At 70.5% G+C, this 16,695-nt stretch carries 12 protein-coding genes; 8 read left to right on the top strand and 4 right to left on the bottom strand.

Going from position 1 to position 16,695, the window contains the following annotated elements; all coding sequences use genetic code 11:
- Positions 1–262 precede the first annotated feature (262 nt).
- Both ttcA and K344_RS0114055 read left to right on the top strand, forming a co-directional pair.
- Positions 263–1,162 (top strand): tRNA 2-thiocytidine(32) synthetase TtcA, encoded by a 900-nt coding sequence (gene ttcA / locus K344_RS0114060; RefSeq protein ID WP_043114497.1) that lies wholly within the window; start codon positions 263–265, stop codon positions 1,160–1,162.
- Positions 1,159–2,178, top strand: coding sequence for a TraB/GumN family protein (locus tag K344_RS0114055; protein WP_028081203.1), 1,020 nt, complete (start codon positions 1,159–1,161; stop codon positions 2,176–2,178). The genes ttcA and K344_RS0114055 overlap by 4 nt, the downstream gene beginning before the upstream one ends.
- Here K344_RS0114055 and K344_RS0114050 read toward each other — a convergent pair.
- Positions 2,165–3,136: a DMT family transporter gene (locus K344_RS0114050; protein WP_028081202.1), complete on the bottom strand. Its 972-nt coding sequence runs from the start codon at positions 3,134–3,136 to the stop codon at positions 2,165–2,167. The two genes, K344_RS0114055 and K344_RS0114050, sit on opposite strands and share 14 nt — an antisense overlap.
- 128 nt (positions 3,137–3,264) lie before the next feature.
- Positions 3,265–4,056, bottom strand: coding sequence for a glutathione S-transferase family protein (locus tag K344_RS0114045; protein ID WP_028081201.1), 792 nt, complete (start codon positions 4,054–4,056; stop codon positions 3,265–3,267).
- Positions 4,057–4,180: 124 nt separating this feature from the next.
- On the opposite strand from K344_RS0114045, the gene K344_RS0114040 reads away from it, so the two are divergent.
- Together K344_RS0114040 and K344_RS0114035 are read left to right on the top strand one after the other, a co-directional pair.
- Positions 4,181–5,923, top strand: a complete 1,743-nt coding sequence (locus tag K344_RS0114040; protein WP_043114495.1) for an autotransporter assembly complex protein TamA — start codon at positions 4,181–4,183, stop codon at positions 5,921–5,923.
- 10 nt (positions 5,924–5,933) lie between these two features.
- On the top strand, positions 5,934–9,344 hold the full coding sequence (locus tag K344_RS0114035; RefSeq protein ID WP_028081199.1) for a translocation/assembly module TamB domain-containing protein: 3,411 nt from the start codon (positions 5,934–5,936) through the stop codon (positions 9,342–9,344).
- 2 nt (positions 9,345–9,346) lie between these two features.
- Here the strand turns inward: K344_RS0114035 and K344_RS0114030 are convergent, their stop codons facing one another.
- Positions 9,347–9,526: a hypothetical protein gene (locus K344_RS0114030; RefSeq protein WP_028081198.1), complete on the bottom strand. Its 180-nt coding sequence runs from the start codon at positions 9,524–9,526 to the stop codon at positions 9,347–9,349.
- A 140-nt stretch (positions 9,527–9,666) separates the two neighbouring features.
- On the opposite strand from K344_RS0114030, the gene K344_RS0114025 reads away from it, so the two are divergent.
- Positions 9,667–11,124, top strand: coding sequence for an aminotransferase-like domain-containing protein (locus tag K344_RS0114025; protein ID WP_028081197.1), 1,458 nt, complete (start codon positions 9,667–9,669; stop codon positions 11,122–11,124).
- Positions 11,125–11,130: 6 nt separating this feature from the next.
- Here the strand turns inward: K344_RS0114025 and K344_RS0114020 are convergent, their stop codons facing one another.
- Positions 11,131–11,808: an alpha/beta hydrolase gene (locus tag K344_RS0114020; protein ID WP_028081196.1), complete on the bottom strand. Its 678-nt coding sequence runs from the start codon at positions 11,806–11,808 to the stop codon at positions 11,131–11,133.
- Positions 11,809–11,897: 89 nt separating this feature from the next.
- On the opposite strand from K344_RS0114020, the gene lptM reads away from it, so the two are divergent.
- Genes lptM through polA form a run of 3 tightly spaced genes read left to right on the top strand, consistent with a single transcriptional unit; the run spans position 11,898 to position 16,285 of the window.
- On the top strand, positions 11,898–12,191 hold the full coding sequence (gene lptM, locus K344_RS0114015) for an LPS translocon maturation chaperone LptM (RefSeq protein WP_028081195.1): 294 nt from the start codon (positions 11,898–11,900) through the stop codon (positions 12,189–12,191).
- Between the two features lie 25 nt (positions 12,192–12,216).
- Positions 12,217–13,464, top strand: coding sequence for a diaminopimelate decarboxylase (lysA, locus tag K344_RS0114010; RefSeq protein ID WP_028081194.1), 1,248 nt, complete (start codon positions 12,217–12,219; stop codon positions 13,462–13,464).
- Between the two features lie 10 nt (positions 13,465–13,474).
- The gene (gene polA, locus K344_RS0114005) at positions 13,475–16,285 is read left to right on the top strand and encodes a DNA polymerase I (protein ID WP_028081193.1); all 2,811 of its coding nucleotides are present in this window, start codon (positions 13,475–13,477) and stop codon (positions 16,283–16,285) included.
- Positions 16,286–16,695 lie beyond the last annotated feature (410 nt).

Raw genomic sequence — 16,695 nt, 5'->3', positions numbered from 1 at the left:
CGCGCCCGGCGCCGCGGCGCCGGGCGCAGCGGGGGTCCGCCGGCCGGCGGCGGCAGGGCGCGCAGTCTCTTCCCTCACGCATGCGACGACTCCCCCGGGGGATGGGTTGCGGCCGCTCGCCTCGCGACGTTCCCTGCAGTCCGCCCCGGATGTGTGCATGCCGCCGCCGTGGCCGCATCGGGACAATCCCGGTATCGCGCCAAATTTTTGACGTGCGGCGCGTCGTGCGACAATGCGCATCGCCTTGTCACCGGGTTGCACGATGTCCGCTGTCGCCGCCGAAGCCCTCGCCACGCCACCGCTCGCCGACGCCATGGCGCCGCTCGCGCCGGAAGACCGCCGCGAGCAGAACAAGCTCGCCAAGCGTCTGCGCCGCCAGGTGGGCCAGGCGATCATGGACTACAACATGATCCGCGACGGCGACAAGGTGATGGTCGCGCTGTCCGGCGGCAAGGACAGCTACACCATGCTCGACCTGCTGCTGCAGCTGCAGGCCAAGGCACCGGTGAAGTTCCAGCTCACCGCCGTCAACCTCGACCAGAAGCAGCCGGGCTTTCCCGAGCACGTGCTGCCGCAATACCTGAGGTCGCTCGGCGTCGACTGGCACATCATCGAGCAGGACACGTATTCGGTGGTCAAGCGCGTGATCCCGGAAGGCAAGACCATGTGCTCGCTGTGCTCGCGCCTGCGCCGCGGCGCGCTGTACAGCTACGCCGCCGAACACGGCTACACCAAGATCGCGCTCGGCCATCACAAGGACGACATCGTCGCGACCTTCTTTCTCAATCTGTTCCACGGCGGCAAGCTCGCGGCGATGCCGCCGAAGCTGCAGTCCGACGACGGCCGCAACGTCGTCATCCGCCCGCTCGCCTACTGCCGCGAGCGCGACATCGCCGAATACGCGCGTCTCCGCGAGTTCCCGATCATCCCCTGCAATCTGTGCGGCTCGCAGGAGCAGCTGCAGCGCAAGCAGGTGCGGCGGATGATGGAAGCCTGGGAAAAGGAGCACCCGGCCCGCATCGAGCAGGTGTTCGCCTCGCTGACCAACGTCGCGCCCTCGCAGCTCGCCGACACCCGGCTGTTCGACTTCGCCGCGCTCGGCGGCGACGGACCGGCCGGCGCGAACTGGCTGATCGGCGACGCGGCCGGGGCCGGGGCATGAAGCGCGCGCTGCGCGCGACATCGAGCCCCCGTTGCCGTCGCGGCCGCGGGGGTTTCGTCCTTCTGGGCCTGATCCTGGCGCTGTGCCTCGGCGCGCCGGCGGCCGCGGCCGCGCCGGTGCCGGCGGCGCCCGCTCCGGCCGCGCGGGTCGCCGCGCCGTTTCTCTGGGAAGTGCATGTCGGCGCCATCACCCATTACCTGCTCGGCTCGGTGCACCTGCTGCCGCAGGCCGCGCATCCGCTGCCGCCGGGACTGGAAGCGGCCTATGCGAAAGCCGACACGCTGGTGTTCGAGAGCGATCTCGCCTCGCTCGACGCGCCGGAAATGCAGAAGGAGCTGCTCGCCGTGGCGCGCAGCAAGAACCTGCACGAGGAGGTCTCGCCGGAGCTGTACGCCCGCGTGCAGGCGCGTGCCCGCCAGTACGGCCTGCCCGACAACATCTGCGATCCCTACGCGGCCTGGTTCTGCGCGATGACGCTCGACGTCTTCAGCTTCCAGGCGCAGGGCTTCGACGCGGCGCTCGGCCTCGACCAGCATTTCTACGCGCGCGCCGCGGCCGACAACAAGACCATCACCTGGTTCGAGGCGCCGCGCGATCACCTCAAGCTGTTCGCCGGCATGGGCGCCGAGCTCGGTCGCGAGTTCCTGACCGCCACGCTCGACGAGGACAGCGATCCCGACGAGCAGCCCGCAGCGCTGTTCAGGGCCTGGCAGAACGGCGACTGGAGTTTCGTCGAGTCGCTGGTCACCGACATGCAGCGCGAGCACCCGCGTCTCTACGAACGCCTGCTCGCCGAGCGCAACCGCAACTGGCTGACCGCGCTGGGCGCGCGGCTGCAACGGCCGGAGCCACAGTTCGTCATCGTCGGCGCCGCCCATCTCGTCGGCCCCGACGGCCTGGTGCCGGCGCTGCGCCAGCGCGGCTTCGACGTGCGACCTTACGGCGCGACGCAGGCGGTGGAGCTGAAGGGCGAGGCGCCGGCGCCCGTCGAGGCAGCGCCGCCTACGGCTCGCTGAGCGTCGCCGGCGGCGGCGGCGGCTTGAGGCGCGTCGTCGCCCACAGCACGCCGCACACCAGCAGCGCGATGCCGAGCAGGGTCAGCGCCGGCGGCCATTCGCGCCGCAGCAGATAGGCGTAAGCCAGCGCGGCAAGCGTCTCGAAGACGATCAGCTGGCCGGCGAGCGCCGTCGGCAGGCGCTGGCTCGCGGCGTTCCAGCACAGCGTGCCGAGCCAGGACGCGCACAGACCGATCGCCAGCATCATCGCCACGAAGAACAGCGGCCGCGGGCCGAGCGGCATCGCGAAATCGGCGCGCAGCGCCGGCATGAACAACCACAGCAGGCCATAGCCGAGCAGGGCCAGCGGCAGGGTCGCGAGGCCCTGTGCCGTCGCCCAGCCGCGCGGACTGCGGTCGGGATGGCGGCGCAGCCAGTCGGCGTTGCGCAGCGGATACCAGGTCCAGCAGGCGACGGCGACGCCGGCCAGCAGCGCGCCGGAGAGGTAAGGTCCGGGATCGGCGTGCGGCGCGGCGCGCAGCGCCTGCCATTCGGCACGGTTGACGCAGGCGATGCCGGCGGCGATCAGCAGCAGCGAGGGCGCCAGCCGCGCCCAGGGCAGGCGGCCGTCACGCCGCGCGTCGCGCAGGTTCGCGCAGATGGCGATGACCACCGGCAGGGTGCCGATGATCATGGTCGGCAGCGGCGCGCCGGCGCGCTGGATGGCACTGGCCAGGCACAGGTAGTAGAGCAGGTTGCCGATCGCGGCGAGCTTCAGGGCCTCGCTCCAGTCGGCGCGCCGCAGCCGGCGCAGCGTCGCGCGGTCGAACCAGGCGAGGCCGAGCGCGAGCAGGCCGAAGGCGAGGTAGCGGCCGACCGACAGCAGCGCCGCCGGATAGTCCGCCAGCAGCAGGGGATTGACGAAGACCAGGCCCCACATGAGGCCGGCGGCGAGCGCGTAGAGTATTCCGGCGAGCATCGGTCAGGTCCGGCTGCCGGTTCCTGGGCGGCGGCAGGACCGGGCTGAGGATTCGGCGAATCGCGGCGCGCGGCGTGTGCGACGCCGCGCCCGATCCTCGTGCCCCGCCGGCGCGGCGGACGGGCTGTTCAGTCGCTCGGCAGCTGGAACGAACGCACCTTCGGCAGCTCGGCCTTGCCGTTGATGGCGGCGGCGGCGGCGGCGATCGGACTGCTCGGCGGCAGACTCTCGGGCGGCGGTTCCGCCTGGTCGTCGTACTGCACTTCCTGGGTGCGCTCCATCGGCGAATCGGCCTGCTCGAGCGTCGCCGCTTCCATCCATTCCTGCACGGCCGGATGCAGGATCACGCTGTGCATGTAGTCGCGCTCGACGCCGTCGAGGGCGATGTCATAGATGAAGAAGCGGATCGCCACCGGCGCGTACATCGCGTCGGCGATGCCGAACTTGCCGAACAGCCATTCGCCGTCGGTGCCGTACTGGCGGCGCGCCTCGCGCCAGATCTGGCGGATGCGCACGATGTCGGCCTCCACCGCCGGCGATACCGCGGTACGGCCCGGCGCGCGGGTGGCGTTGAACGGCAGCTCGCGGCGCAGATCGGCGAAGCCGCTGTGCATCTCGTGACTGATCGAGCGCGCCATCGCCCGCGCCGCCGGCTGCAACGGCCAGGCGCGCGGCAGCGCGTAGGTCTCGGCGAGGTATTCGCAGATCGCCAGCGATTCCCAGACGCGCAGCTCGCCGTGTTCGAGCGCCGGCACGCGGCCGCTGGGCGAGTGCAGGAGGATCTGCGCGTGCGTCTCCGGCGTGTCGAGGGCGATGACCTTTTCGTCGAACGGCAGTTCGTGATGGCGCATCAGCAGCCAGGGCCGCAGCGACCACGACGACAGCCTCTTGCTGCCGATATACAGCGTCATCGGATTCATCGCACACCCCGGACAGACGGAACATCGCGCGGCCCGAACGGCGCGGCAGGCAATTCGGGCGGCACATGGATAATACTGCGGCTCCGACCGGCCGTAACGTCAACAAAGTCCGCTCCTTCCCTCCGTGTCGACCTTTTTTCGCGCCTTGCTGTGCTGTGCCCTGCTGCTGCCGTCGCTGGCGCGCGCCGAGATCCGCGTCGAGGTGCTCGGCGTCAGCGGCGAGCTGAAGAGCAATGCGGAGGCCTATCTGACGATCCGCGACGAGGCGGCGCGCAAGGACCTCGACCAGGCCACGGTCGAGCGCCTGCACCGCCAGGCCGGCCCGCAGCTGCGCGAGGCGCTGCGCCCGTTCGGCTACTACAACCCGTTCATCGACGCGCATCTCGAAGGCGAGGCGCCGCAATGGCGCGCCACGTACACCATCGACCCCGGCCCGCGCACGACGCTGACGCACGTCGACCTCGACATCAGCGGACCCGGCGCCGAGGACTTCGAGCGCGAGCAGCGCCGCATGCGCCGGCGCCTCGAAGAAGGCCAGCCGCTGCTGCACAGCGATTACGACGAGGCCAAGTCGCTGCTCGCCAGCGCCGCCTACGCCAAGGGCTACCTCGACGCGCACTACATCCTCTCCGAGCTGCGCGTGAAGCCGTCGGACAACACGGCCGAGGCGGTGCTGCACTTCGAGACCGGGCCGCAGTACCGCTTCGGTGATTTCACCATCGTGCAGCAGGACGGCTCGCGCAAGCTGGACGACGGTTTCCTGCGCCGCTACGTGCCGATCAAGCCGGGCGCGGTCTACGACCCGCAGGTGCTGCTCGACACGCAGTTCGCGCTCGGCGATCTCGGCTATTTCGACAGCGTCGAGATCGTGCCGCAGCGCGACGCCGCGGTCGACCGGCGCGTGCCGCTCGTCATCAACACCACGCCGCGCAAGTCGCAGCGCTACGAGTTCGGCCTCGGCTACGGCACCGATACCGGCGCGCGCGGCCTGTTCGGCGTCGACTTCCGCCGTCTCAACGACACCGGCCACACCCTGCACATCGAGACGCAGATCTCCGAGATCAAGGACGAGGCGCTGGTCGAATACCGCATTCCGCTCGGCAACAAGGCCGGCGAGCTGTTCTCGATCACCGGCAACGTCGGCGAGCAGGACTACAACGCCGGCACCAGCTATCTCCGCGGCGTCGGCATCGGCCTGGCGCGCTCGCCCGGCAAGTGGCAGCGCCGCTACTACCTCAAGTACCTGCACGAGAATTCCAATCTCGGCACCGACACCGTCATCGCCGATCTGCTGATGCCGGGCCTGACGCTGAACCGTGCCGAGCTCAACGACACGATCTACACGCGCAAGGGCTGGTCGCTGTTCGGCGACGTCCACGGCGGCGCGCGCAACATGGCGTCGACGGTGAGCTTCATCCAGCTGCACCTGATCGGCAAGGCGGCCTGGCCGGTGGACTGGAATCGCTCGCGCCTGCTGCTGCGCTACGAGTACGGCGCCAACTCGGTCGAGGACTTCGGCCGCCTGCCGGCCTCGCAGCGCTTCTTCGCCGGCGGCGACGAGTCGGTGCGCGGCTACGGCTACCAGTCGCTCGGCCCGAAGGACAGCGAAGGCAATGTGATCGGCGGCAATTACCTGACGACGTTCAGCGGCGAGTTCGAGACGCCGGTATGGAAGAACTGGGGCGCCGCCGTGTTCCTCGACGGCGGCGGTGCCGACGACCATCCGGCGCCGGAACTGCACTACGGCGTCGGGGCCGGCGTGCGCTACCGCTCGCCGGTCGGCTCGGTCCAGCTCGATCTCGCGCACCCGCTCGACCGCGACGAATCGCCGGTGCGCCTGCACTTCGGCGTGAGGATCGGCCTGTGAGGCGCGCACCGTGAACGCGAGCCTGCGACAGGGCCTGTGGCTGGCGCTGGCGGTCGTGCGCGCCGCGCTCGGCATCGGCCTGGCGCTGGTGGTCGGCGCCGCCGTCTTCGCGCTGTACACCGGGCCCGGCGCGGCGCTCGGCCTGCGCATCGCCGAGCGCGTCACCGCCGGCATGATCAGCGCCGACGGCGTCGAAGGCAGTCTCTGGGGGCCGCTGAAAGTGGCGCGCCTGCGCATCACGCTCGATGCCGTCGACATCGAGATCGACGATGCCGAGCTCGACGCCGACCTGCCGCAGCTGGCGCGGCGGCGCATCGACGTGGCGACGCTGCGCGCCGCGCGTGTCACGGTGACGATCAAGCCGACGCCGCCGCAAGCCGAACCGACGCCGCCGCAGGGCGCGCTCACGCAGCTGCCGTTCGCGCTGGCCGTGCACGACGCGCGCGTCGGCGCGCTGCGCATCGTCAGCGGCGGCGAGGCCGCGCCGATCGCCATCGACGACATCGCCCTCGCCGCGACCTGGAGCGGCCCGCGCGTGGTGCTGGAAAGGCTCGCCGCGACCACGCCCTGGGTCGGCCGCGCGCGCCTCGACGGCATCGCCGTGCTGCACCCGGACGCGATCGAGCTGCAGCCGCTGCATACCGACGGCTTCGCGGTGGCGACGCTCGAAGGCCGCTTCGGCTACGGCACGCCGAGCGATCTGACGCTGCGCTGGCGCAAGATCGCCTGGCCGCCGGCGGCCGATGCCAAGTCCGGCGGCGCCAGCGAATTCGCCAGCGGCGGCGGCGAGGCGCACTGGCGGGGCCTGCTCGACGATTACCGCTTCGACGTCGACGGCAGGCTGAGCCTGCCGCGGCTGCCGCTCAGCCTCAGCGCCGAAGGCAAGGGCTCGCTGTCCGCCGTGCATCTGGCGCGGCTCGACGCGCAGGCGCTCGGCGGCACGCTGCGCGCGCAGGCCGACGTCGCCTGGCGCGAGGGCCTGCGCATCGACGGCAGCGGCCGCGTCGGCGGCCTGCAAGCGGAGCAATACCTGCCCGATCTGCCCGGTATCGTCAACGGCCGCTTCGAGGCGAAGACCGCGATCGTCGGCGGGCGGCCGGACGTCAGTTTCACGGTGCAGCTGGAGAATTCGAAGCTGCGCGACTATCCGCTCGATGCCGAGGCGCGCGGCCATTACGCCGGCGACACGCTGCGCTTCGACGTGCTGAAGGCGCGCAGCGGCCGTGTCGCGCTCGACGCGCAGGGCCAGGTGTTGCCGACGCTCGATGCGCAGGCGCGGATCGACGCGCAGGACCTGGCCGATGCTTGGCCGGGCCTGGCCGGCAGCCTGCGCGGCGAGTTGCGCGCGCGCGGGCCCTTGCCGGGCGCCGGGGACTTTCCGCAGCTGGTCGCCGATCTGCAGGCGACGCGGCTGTCGTATCCCGGCGTGCATGTGAGCGGCGCGCGGCTCAAGGCCGACATCGACCCGCGCCGCCGGCTCGACCTCGATCTGCAGCTGCAGGACGCCGACGTCGGCGCCACGGTGCATACCGCGACGCTGGCGATCCACGGCCCGGCGGACGCGCACGACATCCGCATCGACGTCGACGGCGAGCCGGCGCGGATCGAGCTCGCCGCGCACGGCGCGCTCGACATCGAACACCTCGCCTGGCGCGGCACGATCGCCAGCGGCCGCGTCGCGCCGGCGGAACTGGCGCCGTGGACGCTGCAGCAGCCGGTGCCGCTGGCGGCCGATGCGCAGGACGTGACGCTGGAGCCGATGTGCTGGTCGTCCGGCGAGGCGCGCGCCTGCGCCGGCATCAAGCGCAACGGCCCGGTGCGGCGCATCGACTTCGCGCTGTCCGACTTCTCGCTCGCCTATCTGCAGCCGCTGCTCGGCGGCGCCAACGTCGACGTCGTGCTGCAGGCCAGCGGCTTCGCCGAACTCGGCGCGCAGGGCCTGCTCGACCTGCGTCTCGACGCCAGCACCGGCGGCGGCCGCTGGCAGCTCGGCGGCCTGCCGCCGATCGCGCTGCAGCCGGCGCGGCTGGCGATCGACGACGAGGGCGCGGCGGGCACCAGGCTCGATCTCGAGCTGCCGTTCGCCGGCGGCGCGGTGCGCGGCGCGGCGACGCTCGCCGCCGGGCCGGTGTTCATGCAGCGCGCGCTGTCGGGCACGCTCGATCTGTCGATGCCGGATCTGTCCTGGCTGCGCCAGGTGAACACCGAGGTCGGCCGCTCGGCCGGCGCCGCGCAGGCGCATTTCCAGCTCGAGGGCACGCTCGGCGCGCCGCGCCTGCACGGCCATCTCGAACTGCGCGACGGCGAGGTCGATCTGGTGACGCCCGGCATCGCGCTGAAAAAGATCGGCCTGCGCGCCGACGCCGACGGTGACGGCAACGTGCAGCTCGACGGCGAGGCGACGTCCGACAGCGGCACCTTGCGCCTCTCCGGCGCGATCAATCCGCTGGTCGAGCCGCTGAAGTTCGACCTGAAGATCAGCGGCGAGAACTTCCAGGCGATGAAGACCAGCGATGCGCGCGTCTGGGTGTCGCCGGACCTGCACGCGGCGCTCGGCGAGCAGCGCCTGGTGGTCGACGGCACGGTGCTGGTGCCGAAGGCCGAGATCACGCCGAAGAAGCTCGGCGACGGCAGCGTCTCGGCGAGCGGCGACCAGGTGCTGGTCGGCAACGATCCCGGCGCGCAGCAGCGCAAGGACCTGCGCATCGACGCCAAGGTCACGCTCAAGCTCGGCGACGACGTGCGCTTCGAAGGCTTCGGTCTCAAGTCGCAGCTCAAGGGCCAGGTGCAGGCGATCGAGCAGCCCGGCGTGCCGACGCGCGCCAACGGCGAGATCAATCTCGTCGACGGCAAGTACAAGGCCTACGGCCAGGACCTGACGATCGAGACCGGCAAGCTGATCTTCAACGGCGGCCCGGTCACCGAGCCGGCGCTCGAGGTGCGCGCCACGCGCAAGCCGACCGACGACGTGACGGTCGGCCTCTACGTGCGCGGCACGCTGAAGAAGCCGGAGTTCAAGCTGTTCTCGACGCCGACCATGCCGCAGCAGCAGCAGCTCGCCTGGCTCGTGCTCGGCCATCCGCTCAGCGACACGGCGAGCAGCGACCAGAAACAGATGGTCGGCAACGCCGCCACCTCGCTCGGCCTCGCCGGCGGCGAATGGCTGGCCTCGCAGCTCGGCGCCAAGATCGGCATCGACGAGGTCACGGTCGGCGCCAAGCCCGGCGAGACCAACGACCAGGCGATGTTCACGGTCGGCAAGTATCTGTCGCCGAAGCTGTTCATCAGCTACGGCATCGGCCTGTTCCAGCCCGGCCACACCTTCCGCATCCAGTACGACATCGGCGGCGGCTTCAAGGTCCGCACCGAGACCGGCGTCGAATCGGGCGGCGACGTGCTGTACAGCTTCGAGCGCAAATAGCCTCAGCCGCCCAGCAGCGCGCGCGCGATGCCGGCGCCGCCGATGACGATGCCGAGCACGACCAGGGCCAGCGTCAGGCGTTCGATGGCGCCGGGACGCGCCATGCCGCGGCCGGCGCGCGGCGCCAGCGGGCGCGCCGGCTGGCGCTGCAGGAAAGGGGCGTGGCGGATCAGGCTGTGCATGGGTCGCTCCGGTGGCGACCCTCTATTCTGGGCATCCGGCTGTTAGATAACAGATACATAACTGTGCATTTACAGCAGCACAGATGCAGCACAGAATCGCCGCGACATGGCCGCGAAGGCCGCCCGCCCCGGACCCGGCGATGGATGACACGCACAGCGGCAGCCTGCAGCTCGACGGCCGCGATCCCCACTACGCGGCCGTCGCGCAGCAGCTGCTCGCGCAGATCTCCAGCGGCGGCCTGCGCCCCGGCGACCGCCTGCCCTCGGTGCGCGAGCTGGCGCGGCAGACCGGCCGCAGCATCACCACCGTGCTGCGCGCCTACGAGCATCTCGAGGCGCTCGGCGCCATCGCCGCGCGGCCGCGCTCCGGCTATTTCGTCAACGCCGGCCGCCACGCGAACGGCCTGCCGCAGACCCTCGCCGCGCCGGCCGGCGCGCCGAGCCTGATCGCCGGCGATCTGGTATCGGACTTTCTCGAAGCGCGCATCGCCGGACCGCTGACCTTCGGCGATTCGGTGCCGGTGCCGGCGCTGCTGCCGGTCGCCAGCCTCAACCGCATCACCCGCCAGCTGCTGCGCGACGCACCGGAACTGGCGATGCCATACCTGATGTCGCCGGGCCTGGAACGCCTGCGCCAGCAGCTCGCCGGCCGCCTCGCCGCGCATGCGGTGCCGGTCGGCGCCGAGGACGTCGTCATCACCACCGGCGGCATGGAGGCGATCAATCTCTGTCTGCGCGCGCTGACGCGGCCGGGCGACACGCTGCTGATGGAGGCGCCGACCTTCTACGGCCTGCTGCAGGCCGCCGAGGAGCACGGCCTGCGCGTCGTCGAGGTGGCGAACGATCCGCTGCGCGGCATCGATCCCGACGAGGTGCGCCGCGCCGTCAGCCGCCACCGCATCGCCGCCGCGCTGTTCGTGCAGAACTTCAACAACCCGACCGGCAGCCTGCTGCCCGACGAGGCCAAGCGCGACGTCGTGCGCACGCTGGGCGCGCGCGGCATTCCGCTGATCGAGGACGACGTCTACGGCGAGCTCGGCTTCGTGCACGGCCGGCCGACGCCGCTGAAGACCTACGACGAGGCCGACCTCGTGCTGTACTGCGGCTCGCTGAGCAAGACCCTGGCGCCGGGCCTGCGCATCGGCTGGATCGCCAGCCGCCGCCACGCGCGCGAGCTGCGCCGCCGCAAGTTCACCCTGTCCTGCGCCAGCGCCTCGCTGCCGCAGCTGGTGGTCAGCCGCTATCTCGAAACCGGCGGCTACGAGCGCCACCTGCGCGGCCTGCGCGCGGCGCTGGCGCGCTCGATCGCGCGCATCTCCGAAGCGGTGCTGCAGACGTTTCCGCCGGGCACCAGCGTGTCACGGCCGCAGGGCGGCTTCGTGCTGTGGATCGAGCTGCCGCCGAACGTCGATTCGGTCGAGATGTTCCGTGCCGCGGCCCGCGCCGGCATCGCCATCCGTCCCGGCACGCTGTTCTCGGCGAACGCGCAGTACGCGCATCACATCCGCCTGAATTGCGCGATGCCATGGAGCGCGGCGGTCGCCGACGGCATCGTCACGCTCGGCCGCATCGCGCACGCGCTCGCCGCGGCGCGCTGACGGCGGTCAGCCGGCAAGACGCTCGCGCAGGAAGGCGCCGATATCGGCGATCTCTTCCTCGCAGACCTCGTGCGCCATCGCGTAGCGGTGCCAGCGCACGTCGTAGCCGCGCTCGGCGAGGCCCTGCGCGGTGCTTTCGCCCCAGGCGTAGGGCACGATCGGATCGTGCTTGCCGTGGGCGATGAAGATCGGCGTCGCCAGACCGGCCGAGGTCGCTTCGTCCGCCAGCGTCTCGTGCAGCGGCAGATAGGCGGACAGGGCCATGAGCCCGGCGATCGGCCGCTCGAGACGCAGACCGCTGTGCAGGGTGACGGCGCCGCCCTGCGAGAAGCCGGCGAGCACGATGCGCGCGTCGGCGATGCCGGCGGCGCGCTGCGCGGCGATGTAGCCGAGCACGCGTTGCTGCGAGGCACGGATGCCGGCGGCGTCCTGCTTCTGGTCGACCGACAGCCCGGCGATGTCATACCAGGCGCGCATCGGCAGGCCGCCGTTGAGCGTCACCGGCCGCACCGGCGCGTGCGGGAAGACGAAGCGGATCGCCGCATCGCGCGGCAGGTCGAGCTCGGGAATGAGCGGCACGAAATCGTTGCCGTCGGCGCCGAGGCCGTGCAGCCAGATCACGGCGGCCTGCGCCGGGCGTTCGGGTTCGAGCGTGACGTCGCTGGCGGTCTGCTGGAGCTTCATGGGCGGATTGTCGGCTACGCCTACGGCGGCTGCCAATGGCCGCGACGACGAAGCAGGCTACACTTTGCAACTCGTCCCCTGCTTGCGCCATGCCGAAGACGATCGTCCCGCTCTGCGTCGCCCTGCTGCTGTCCGCCTGCGGACAGACCGGCGCGCTGTACCTGCCCGACAAGGGCGCGCCGAAGCGTCACGCCAAGGCCGTGCCGGTGAAAGTCGTCGCGCCGAACAGCGATACCGACAGCGAGGCGACGGCCGCACCCGCCGCGCCGTCGCCGGCCCCGAATGCGACGCCCGACGGCAATGCCACGCCGCCGGCGCAGCCCGACGCCGCCGGCGCGACGACGCCTCCCCAGGACGCCCGTGCCGAACGACCGGCGCAGTAACCCTTCGCTTCAAAGCCGATACCCCGTGGATCATTTCGAATCGCGTCACGGCACGCTATACGCCGAAGAACTGCCGGTCACCGAACTCGCCGAGCGCTACGGCACGCCGCTGTACGTCTATTCGAAGGCGACGCTGACGCGGCATTTCCATGCCTTCGACGACGCGCTCGCCGGCCTCGACCATCTCGTCTGCTACGCGGTCAAGGCCAACTCGAACCTCGCCGTGCTGCAGACCCTGGCGCGCCTCGGCGCCGGCTTCGACATCGTGTCCGGCGGCGAGCTGCAGCGCGTGCTGCGCGCCGGCGGTGACGCCGGCAAGGTCGTGTTCTCCGGCATCGGCAAGAGCGAGGAGGAAATCCGCCTCGCGCTGAGCGCCGGCATCTACTGCTTCAACGTCGAATCCGAATACGAGCTGGATCTGCTCGACGCCACCGCGCGCCTGATGAACAAGCGCGCGCGCATCGCCCTGCGCGTCAACCCGGACGTCGACGCGAAGACGCATCCGTACATCTCGACCGGCCTGAAGAACAACAAGTTCGGCGTCGACATCGCCAGCGCCGAGCGCCTCTACGTGCAGGCGGCGCAGCTCGACGGCATCGAGATCGTCGGCATCGCCAATCACATCGGCTCGCAGCTCCTGCGGGTCGAGCCTTTCCTCGACGCGCTCGACCGCGTGCTGGCGCTGGTCGAGCGCCTGCGCGGCCACGGCATCACGCTGCGCCATCTCGACGTCGGCGGCGGCCTCGGCGTGCGTTACCGCGACGAGCGGCCGATCGAGCCGCGCGAGTGGGCGACTGCGCTGCGGCCGAAACTCGAGCCGCTGAACCTGAAGATCCTCACCGAGCCGGGCCGCGCGATCGCCGGCAACGCCGGCATCCTCGTCACCCGCGTGCTCGGCCTCAAGGGCACCGACGACAAGCGTTTCGCGATCGTCGACGCGGCGATGAACGATCTCTTGCGGCCGACGCTGTACCAGGCCTGGATGGACATCGTGCCGGTCGTCGAGCGCCACGACGTGGCGGCGGAGACTTACGACATCGTCGGGCCGGTCTGCGAATCCGGCGACTGGCTGGGCAAGGACCGCAGCCTGGCGATCCGCGCCGACGATCTGCTCGCCGTGCGCACCGCCGGCGCCTACGGCTTCACCATGGCCTCGAACTACAACACGCGCGGCCGCGCCGCCGAGGTGATGGTCGACGGCCGCCACGCGCATCTGATCCGCGCGCGCGAAACCTTCGACGACCTCGTGCAGAACGAGCGTTTGCTGCCCTGAGATCGAGACGATGACCGAGCCCGCCCGCAAGCCGCTGATCCTCATCGACGGCTCGTCGTGGCTGTTCCGCGCCTTCTTCGCGCTGCCGCCGCTGTCGAACGCGCGCGGCGAGCCGACCGGCGCCGTCTACGGCATGGGCAACATGCTGCGGCGCCTGCTCAAGGATTACGCGCCGGAGGAAATCGGCGTGATCTTCGACGCGCCGGGCGACAACTTCCGTCACCAGATCTATCCCGACTACAAGGCCAACCGCGACGAGACGCCGGCCGATCTGTCGGCGCAGTACGCGCCGATCGTCGAGATGCTCGAAGGCATGGGCCTGCCGGTGATCGCGGAAGCCGGCGTCGAGGCCGACGACGTGATCGGCACGCTGGCCAAGCAGGCCGCCGCGCGCGGCCAGCCGGTGCTGATCGTCACCGGCGACAAGGACATGGCGCAGCTGGTGCACGACGGCGTGCACCTGCTCGACACCATGAAGAACCGCACGCTCGATCGCGCCGCGGTGATCGAGCGCTTCGGCGTGCCGCCGGAACGCATCGTCGACTACCTCGCGCTGATGGGCGATTCGGTCGACAACATTCCCGGCATCGACGGCGTCGGCCCGAAGACCGCGGCGAAGTGGCTCAACGAATACGGCACGCTCGATGACGTCGTCGCCAACGCCGACAAGGTCAAGGGCAAGATCGGCGAGAAGCTGCGCGCCGCGCTCGGCCAGCTGCCGATGGCCAGGGACCTGGCGACGATCCGCTGCGACCTGAGCCTGCCGATCACGGTCGATGCGCTGAAGCCGCGCGCGCCGGATGTGGCAAAGCTGGTGAATCTCTACACGCGGCTCGGCTTCCATCGCTGGGTCGAGGAACTGCGCCAGCAGAGCGGCGAGCTGCCGCCGGTCGCCGAGCGCCAGGAGCTGCCGACGTCGCTGATTTCCTCGGCGCCCGAGCTGCCCGAAACACCGGCGGCCGACCAGCCGCCACCCTCGCAGCCGACGCGCGCGACCCTGGTCACCGACGAAGCGACGTTCGCGGCGATGCTCGCGAAGCTGCGGGCCGCGCCGCTGATCTGCGTCGACACCGAGACCGACAGCCTCGATGCGAATCGCGCCAATCTGGTCGGCATCGCCTTCGCCGTCGACGCCGGCAGCGGCTGGTACGTGCCGCTCGCGCACGACTATCTCGGCGTGCCGGAACAGCTGCCGCGCGACGCGGTGCTGGCGCGGCTCAAGCCGCTGCTGGAGGACGAGAGCAGGCCCAAGCTCGGTCAGCACATCAAGTACGACCTCAACGTCTTCGCGCGCCACGGCGTGCAGGTCGCCGGCGTGGCGCACGACACCATGCTGCAGAGCTACGTGCTCGATGCCGCCGGCAACCGCCACGACATGGACACGCTGGCCGAGAAGTATCTGGGCCACCAGACGATCGCCTTCGCCGACATCGCCGGCAAGGGCAAGAACCAGCTGACCTTCAACCAGATCGCGCTCGACCGCGCCGCCGACTACTCGGCCGAGGACGCCGACATCACGCTGCGCCTGCACCAGACGCTGTATCCGCGCGTGAAGGCGGTGCCCGCACTGAACAAGGTCTACGAGACCATCGAGATGCCGCTGGTGCCGGTGCTGGCGCAGGTCGAACAGACTGGCGTCAAGGTCGACGTGCCGCTGCTCGGCAAGATCTCGCTCGAACTCGCCGCGCGCATGGAGGCGCTGCAGCGCGAGGCCTTCGTCGAGGCCGGCACCGAGTTCAATCTCGGCTCGCCGAAACAGCTCGGCACCATCCTCTACGAACAGCTCAAGCTGCCGGTGCTCGGCAAGACGCCGAAGGGCGAACCGTCGACCGCCGAGGACGTGCTCGAGAGCCTGGCCGCCGAGCACAAGCTGCCGCGCCTGATCCTCGACTGGCGTGCGCTGCAGAAGCTGCGCTCGACCTACACCGAGCTGCTGCCGCAGGCGGTCAATCCGCAGACCGGCCGCATCCATACCTCGTATCACCAGGCGGTCGCCGCAACCGGGCGCCTGTCGTCCTCCGATCCGAACCTGCAGAACATCCCGGTGCGCAACGCCGAAGGCCGGCGCATCCGCCAGGCCTTCATCGCCGAACCCGGCAATGCGCTGACGTCGATCGACTACTCGCAGATCGAGCTGCGCCTGATGGCGCATTTCTCCGGCGATCCGCGCCTGCAGGGGGCCTTCCGCGATGGCCTCGACATTCACCAGGCGACCGCCGCCGAGGTGTTCGGCCTGTCGCTCGAACAGGTCTCGTCCGATCAGCGCCGCGCCGCCAAGGCGATCAACTTCGGCCTGATCTACGGCATGTCGGCGTTCGGCCTTGCGCGCCAGCTCGGCATCGCGCGCGGCGAGGCTCAGGATTACATCACGCGCTTCTTCGCGCGCTATCCGGGCGTCAAGCAGTTCATGGACCAGACGCGCGTCAACGCGCGCGAGACCGGCTACGTCGAAACCCTGTTCGGCCGCCGCCTGTACCTGCCGAACATCGCGTCCGGCAACCAGGCCCTGCGCGGCTACGCCGAGCGCACGGCGATCAACGCGCCGCTGCAGGGCACCGCCGCCGATCTGATCAAGCTGGCGATGATCGACGTCGCCGCCTTCCTGGGCCGCCGCGCGCCGGACATCCGCATGATCATGCAGGTGCACGACGAACTGGTGTTCGAAGGCCCGCAAGCGCGCCTGCGCGAGCTGGCGCCGGCGATCGCCGATCGCATGGTGCGCATCGCCCGCCTGCAGGTGCCGCTGGTCGCCGATTTCGGCTTCGGCACGGAATGGGATGCCGCCCATACCGCCTCCGGCCATGCAAACAGCGGAAAATGAAAGAAATTTAGTCGAAAAACGCGGTCGCTGACCTTGTCATCAGTTGCTGTAACTACCTGATTTTGATGAAGCTCGGCGCGGCGCTGCGGCAATGCAAAATTTTTTGCCCGCGCGGCGTTGAACTTCATCCCCGGCGCCGCGTCTAAGTTTGCGAGCGGCGATTCTCCCTGTCCCGCTCCCCGCCTCCACTCCCTGGGCGGGTCCGGCAGCCCCAAGCCGGAAAGCGTAGCCCGGTGATTCCCCCGATCGCCGGGCTTTTTTATTGCCGATTCGCGGGCTTGCCGCGCAGGCGAAAATTTTTCGCGGCTTCCTTGAACTTTCCCCGGCCGGCCGCATCAAAGTTCTGCGAGCGGCGATTCTCCCTGTCCCGCTCCCCCGCCTCCACTCCCTGGGCGGGTCCGGCTCTCCCC

This window comes from Solimonas soli DSM 21787, assembly GCF_000474945.1.
GTDB lineage: Bacteria > Pseudomonadota > Gammaproteobacteria > Nevskiales > Nevskiaceae > Solimonas > Solimonas soli.
The sequence above is the reverse complement of the archived record's forward strand: the minus strand, read 5'-3'. Positions and strand labels throughout refer to the sequence as shown.